This is a genomic window from Microcoleus asticus IPMA8 (genome assembly GCF_013179805.1).
Lineage (GTDB): Bacteria > Cyanobacteriota > Cyanobacteriia > Cyanobacteriales > Microcoleaceae > Microcoleus > Microcoleus asticus.
In genome coordinates this window covers 46,728-52,727 of sequence record NZ_SRRZ01000039.1, presented here as the reverse complement: position 1 = coordinate 52,727, position 6,000 = coordinate 46,728, and the positions used below count along the sequence as shown (strand labels likewise).

Sequence of the window (6,000 nt, the reverse complement as noted above, 5' to 3'; positions counted from 1 at the left end):
TAATCTTTGGCGTCATGTGTCCTATTTTATGACACTTTGTGTACTCTGCTTATTTTTTTTTCTGTGCTACCGCTACTTATTGAGCGGATACGGCAAAGGTAAAATGAAGTCTTTAGGAAAACATATCGAAAGTGACGATAGAAATTTTTTATATCAAGAATTTATTAGAGTAGTTCAATTTTATAAGCCTCTGTTTTTTGTAATTGAAAACGTCAATTATCTCCGCAATCACTGGATATTTTCTACTTTAAAAAAGGATTTAGAAAAGGGATTGATTACAAAAAGCGATGATTATCCAGGCTACGAACTCAGGGATCAAATTCTAACCGCTTCTGATTACGGTGTTCCTCAAATTCGTAAACGCTTATTCATTGTTGGTAGGCGTAAAGATAGGAATCTAACTTTCGAGTTTCCAGATGCTAAGACAGGTTCTCCTGTCTCTGTCGGGGAAGCAATTGGAGATTTACCAGAATTAAAGCCTATAAGTCTACCTTTGAAAAGTAAAAGCACTGCACCCAAGCAAATAGACGTTCCTAAAGCTTACCATTTTTCGCCTGAATCCGAGTATCAAAAGCTAATGAGAACTCAACCTTGTGATACGGTAATGAATCATATGTGTCGATCGCATAATGATAAAGATTTGCATATCTTTAGCATCATGCCTCAAGGGGGTATATATAAAAATATCCCTGATGAATTAAAACGCTACAGCGCTCTGAGTTTTGAGGACAAGTATAAACGCTTACACTGGGATAAACCCTCATGGACACTAACGGCACATATGCAGAAAGATTGTTTAGCCTATATCCATCCAAGACAAACCAGAAGTATCTCTGTAAGAGAGGCTGCTAGACTTCAAAGTTTCCCAGATCATTTTGTATTTGATGCACCTATGACGAAAATGTTTGAGCTAGTTGGGAATTCTGTACCACCTCTTTTAGCTGAGATGATAGTTTTACATAGTTAAGGTAGGAAAAAATGGCTGTAGGTAAGCGTTGGTTACGAGATGAACTAATTATTGCAATGAATTTATACTGCAAGCTTCCGTTTGGAAAGCTAGATGAAAAAACACCCATTATTATTGAAGTTGCTAACAAGTTAGGAAGAACACCAAGCAGCCTAACTATGAAGCTATGTAATTTAGCTTCACTCGATCCTATCTTACAAGCCAGAGGTGTTCAAGGGCTTCGCAATGCGAGTAAAGCCGACAGAGAAATTTGGCAAGAGTTTTATAACAATTGGGAAGAACTTGGGGTTGAAAGTGAAGAACGGTTTCAAGAACTATTTAAAAACCTAATATCAGAAGAGTATGAACTACCTAACCAGCGAAAATTCAATAACTCTATACCAATTAAAACACCGAGAAGTCAGCCAACTGGTTCAACCGAAGCAACAGTCAGTGTAAAAGCTAGAATAGGACAGAATTTTTTTCGTCAAACTGTTCTAGCTAACTACAACAGCCGTTGCTGCATTACTGGTAATCCAATTCCCGAACTTTTGGTTGCAAGTCATATACTACCCTGGGGTAGTTACATAGATCATCGGCTTAATCCTCATAATGGTTTGTGTCTTGCTCGTACTCAAGATACAGCGTTTGACAAGGGACTGATTACATTTGACGAGGATTATAGACTTATTATTAGCGCATATCTGGAAAGTTTCTTGCCAGATGAAACATTATATCGTAACTTTGTCGGTTATTGCGGACAACAAATACATTTTCCTAACAAATTTCACCCCGATCCTGATTTTATCCGTCGTCATAGACAAGAAGTTTTTATAGGTAAGGAAATTACTAACTAGCTTCGAGTCAAGAGAGTTACTCGATATTTATCTCGCTATTGAAAGACATTCTAATGCACGTTTGCTGATGATGCGGGTGAAGCAAAAATTAATCAAAAAGCTGCTGTTTTTCCTAATTCCAACTGCTTTGAGGTTAGGCGTGTAGCCCTGCAAGGTGATGAGGATTTCCATGTCACCCTGCAACTGGTACTTATTAACTCGCGTTACAGCGATATCTTTACAACATTAGTACAGGACATTGTTGATGCAATTGCCCCGATTACGGATGAGCAAAACGCTGTAGCGGCTTTCTTTACCCGTCTGCGGCGATGGCAAGCATTCTTAGAAAAACATAACCCCGAAGGACTTAGCCAAGCGGAACAGTAAGGATTATATGGTGAACTCTGGTTTTTGCGGCAGGTTGTTATTCCTCAAATTGGCTCTCGCCAAGGAGTCAAATGCTGGACGGGTGCAAAAGGAACTCAACAAGATTTCCAGTTTCAACACTGTGCTGTTGAAGTCAAAACTACTACAGCTAAACAGCATCAGAAACTAGCGATCTCCAGCGAACGGCAACTAGATGATACTGGCACTGGCACACTGATTTTACTGCACCTATCCCTTGATGCTAGACAAGAACGAGGTGAATCTCTACCGGATATGGTCGCCAGTCTTAGATCACTTCTCGAAAACGACCCTATAGCCAAAGAAGAATTAGAAATACTCCTTTTTGAAGTTGGCTATCTGGATATACATATTCCCTACTATGAACAAATTGGCTATACCCCACGAGAAGTTAACTATTTCAAAGTCGAGGGAGATTTTCCCATAATTATTGAAGCGGATCTCCGAAATGGCGTTGGCGATGTTCGCTACACCATCAGCGTTGCCGAGTGCCGACGCTTTTCAATACCAGAACTAGATGTAATTTCTCTAATCTGCGGCAGCCATGAGTGAACAAGCCAAATTAATACCGAATCTGCTGCTAATCCTATTTGCTGCCCTTCTGGGCTATCTTTCAAAATTAAGACTCGCGTCGATCCTGTTCTATTCAAAAACGAGAAAAACTGTTCGGATTCCTCAGCTATATTTGCTGCATGGATATTCTGTAGGAGCGATCGCACAATGCGTTATAATCCCGATAGGAGATAATGGTGCGAGTCAATGACACAAGTTCTCGATCGCGAAATTCTCGATGGGCGAGTGGTGCTCAATGGCACTTGGGAGCAATTCAAGTTAATCCAGAAGGTTTCGGAAGATTCCCCTGGCATAAAGTTGTCTTTTTTTGCAGGTGCGATCGAGATTCTGATGCCGGGATTCCAACACGAAAATTTTTCTGAAATCATTGGTTACTTAGTGACCACTTTTCTGCTGCAACAAGGTATTAAGTTTTACCCTTCTGGTTCAATGACGCAGGAGAAGACGCCAGAAGCTTCTACTCAAGCAGACAAATCGTTTTGTTTGGGAGAACCTAAGTTGATTCCCGATTTGTCGATCGAGGTGGTTTATACTAGCGGTGGACTGAGCAAGTTGCCAAAATATCGAGCTTTGGGCGTGCCTGAAATCTGGTTTTGGGAAGATGGCACGCTGCGGCTGTATCATCTCGGGGAAGATGGCTACGAGCAAGTAATTCAGAGTCAACTGTCAGGATTGGAAACGCTGGATATCGATTTGCTAAGACGCTGCATTTTAATGGGTGAAACTGATTTGGCTGAAGCGGTTAAGGTTTTTGGCCAGGGAATCTCGATCGCTCGTACATGAGAGCAAGACGTTCGATTTTCATAATTGGCAATCGAAATTTTAGTGGTTTTGGCAACATCTGGAAAAAATATAATTCCCAGATCCGGGACTTCTTAAATAAGGCTGGTTCTGCTGTTGCTGGGAACTAGAAATACAGTCTTTTGTAGGGGCAATCCCCATGCGGTTGCCGATCCTGATAGGTAATGTTGCGGATATCGTGCAATTAAATAATCTCCGCAATCAAAGGTGAATATATATCCAAGGTCAAGTTCGCAGACAATGAAAATTGCACAAAAGCTCGATCGCCAATTATCTCTTGGGCAAAAACATGACAACACTTTACGTCAACCCAGCAACAGGCAGCGATGCCGCAGTCGGCAGCCAATCGTCTCCATTCAAAACTATAGCCCGCGCGATCGCCCGCGCTGCATCGGGAACTACGATTCAGTTATCACCGGCAACTTACAGCGCAGCTAGCGGCGAAAAATTCCCCTTGGAAATTCCATCGGGAGTAAAAGTTATTGGCAATGAAACTAACAAAGGTAGAGGCATTCTGATTCAAGGCAGCGGCAAATTTGTCAGTCCCCCCGCTGCGGGTCAAAATATCACAATACTGCTAGCAACTAATTCGGAATTGCGCGGAGTAACTGTCACTAATCTTGATAGTCGCGGCACGGGAGTCTGGATTGAGTCAACTTCTCCGACTGTGGCTAACTGCACTTTCACGCTTTGCAAGCGCGAAGGAGTTTTTGCCACGGGAACCGCTAATCCTGCGATTCTCGACAACATATTTATGGAAAACTCAGCGGCTGGCGTAATTACGGCGGGAACTGCTAAGGGAGTAATACGGCGCAATATTTTTCAAAAGACGGGTATCGGCATTTCTCTGGAAGCTCAGTCGGCTCCTTTGATTGCTGACAACCAAATTTTGGAAAATCGCTCCGGTATAGTTGTAGCGGGGGAATCTCAGCCGATTTTACGCAATAATCGCATCGAAAAAAATACCGAAGACGGTTTGACTGCGGTGGGGAAGTCGCGGCCAGATATTGGTACGGCTCAAGATTTGGGCGGCAATATTTTTCTGAATAACGGTGAATTAGACTTGCAAAACGCGACTGGGTTTAAGATTTCTGCGGTGGGAAATCAGCTCAATTCTTCGCGGGTGAAAGGTTTATTTGATTTGGGAAATGTGACGCCAACTGCGACTCCTGGCGGGCTAAAGTTCAGCGACATCAGCACGCATTGGGCTAAGGATTTTATCGATCGCTTGGCAAAGATGAATATTGTTAGCGGGTTTCCCAACGGCACTTTTCAACCTTACGAGATTGTAACTAGAGCTCAGTATGCGGCTGTGTTGGCGAAGGCGTTTGAATTGGTGCCGCGCCGTGAGGCGACGGTTTTTAAGGATGTGGCGGCGGATTTTTGGGCGCAGGGAGCGATCGTCCAAGCTAATCGAGCTGGGTTTTTGGTGGGATATCCCGACAGCACGTTTCGCCCGGAGCAGAATTTGACTAGAGTTCAGGCGATCGTATCTTTGGTAAACGGCTTGCAGTTGGCGGGCGGCAACCCTAATTCTTTGAGCGTTTATGTCGATCGAGCTCTGATTCCCAGTTTTGCCACCGACGAGATAGCAACCGCCACAGAGCGCAAAATCGTGGTCAACTATCCCGCGCGCGAAAAGCTTTCCCCCGCCCACGACATCACCCGCGGCGAGATATCCGCCCTCATCTACCAAACTCTCGTAGCCACAAACCGAGCCGAGCCAATTAACTCTCCCTACATCGTCTAAGTCCCGTAGCATCGGAATTAATATTACTCACAGTCAGGACACGGCAGTGCCGTTTCCCTACCCCGATTAATTGTAGGGACTTGGACTCTCGCGGTGTCCTCGGTATCATTCCGATGCAGCCGGAAACGATATCAGGTACACAGAACCAACCCATCTTCCCTCTCCCTTGTCTCCGATTTCCCCACTCTGGCCCGCTCCCACTCTCCCAAGTCTTGATTTGCGAGTACCCGAATCGTTTTATGATTAAACATTAAGAAATTAAGCAATCCTTAAGGTTCCACTATCAGATTATGGCTAAAATTCAATTCTCTCGCGGTATAGACGAAGAAGCTGTGCCCGAAGTGCGCCTAACCCGTTCTAAAAGCGGAGATCAAGGCACTGCCACGTTTATCTTTGAAAATCCCAAAGCTCTCAGCAGCACCAGTACCGAAGAAATTACTGGAATGTACATGATCGACGAAGAAGGCGAAATCCTCACTCGCGAGGTTAAGGCTAAGTTCATCAACGGTCAGCCTGCGGGCTTGGAAGCTCTTTATCTAATGAGAAGTCCCGCAGAATGGGATCGGTTTATGCGGTTCATGGAACGCTACTCGGAAGCAAACGGCTTAGGATTTAGCAAGGCATAATGGGTAGTTGGTAATTGGTAATTGGTCATTGGTAGTTAGCCGATCGCCCGTTGCCAGTTGCCG

5 protein-coding genes and 1 pseudogene are annotated in these 6,000 nt (G+C 44.0%); all 6 read left to right on the top strand.

What is annotated here, in order from left to right; all coding sequences use genetic code 11:
• Window positions 1-967 (top strand): DNA (cytosine-5-)-methyltransferase (locus tag E5S67_RS12650; protein WP_172187640.1); only part of this gene is annotated, 967 nt, incomplete at its 5' end.
• An 11-nt stretch (window positions 968-978) separates the two neighbouring features.
• Complete coding sequence (locus tag E5S67_RS12645; RefSeq protein WP_172187638.1) at window positions 979-1,803, top strand: HNH endonuclease; 825 nt, start codon at window positions 979-981, stop codon at window positions 1,801-1,803.
• Window positions 1,804-1,890: 87 nt separating this feature from the next.
• Window positions 1,891-2,739 (top strand): annotated as a pseudogene (locus E5S67_RS12635) (PD-(D/E)XK motif protein).
• Between the two features lie 207 nt (window positions 2,740-2,946).
• Complete coding sequence (locus E5S67_RS12630; RefSeq protein ID WP_172187634.1) at window positions 2,947-3,543, top strand: Uma2 family endonuclease; 597 nt, start codon at window positions 2,947-2,949, stop codon at window positions 3,541-3,543.
• Between the two features lie 307 nt (window positions 3,544-3,850).
• Complete coding sequence (locus tag E5S67_RS12625; protein ID WP_172187632.1) at window positions 3,851-5,311, top strand: DUF1565 domain-containing protein; 1,461 nt, start codon at window positions 3,851-3,853, stop codon at window positions 5,309-5,311.
• A gap of 290 nt (window positions 5,312-5,601) precedes the next feature.
• Entirely contained in the window at window positions 5,602-5,937 is a 336-nt protein-coding gene (gene psb28 / locus E5S67_RS12620) for a photosystem II reaction center protein Psb28 (protein WP_172187630.1), read from the top strand.
• Window positions 5,938-6,000: the final 63 nt, after the last annotated feature.

Excerpts from the sequence above, each read along its gene's own strand:
- E5S67_RS12645 (WP_172187638.1), top strand. The coding sequence starts at position 979 with ATGGCTGTAGGTAAGCGTTGGTTACGAGATGAACTAATTATTGCAATG.
- E5S67_RS12630 (WP_172187634.1), top strand. The coding sequence starts at position 2,947 with ATGACACAAGTTCTCGATCGCGAAATTCTCGATGGGCGAGTGGTGCTC.
- E5S67_RS12625 (WP_172187632.1), top strand. The coding sequence starts at position 3,851 with ATGACAACACTTTACGTCAACCCAGCAACAGGCAGCGATGCCGCAGTC.
- psb28 (WP_172187630.1), top strand. The coding sequence starts at position 5,602 with ATGGCTAAAATTCAATTCTCTCGCGGTATAGACGAAGAAGCTGTGCCC.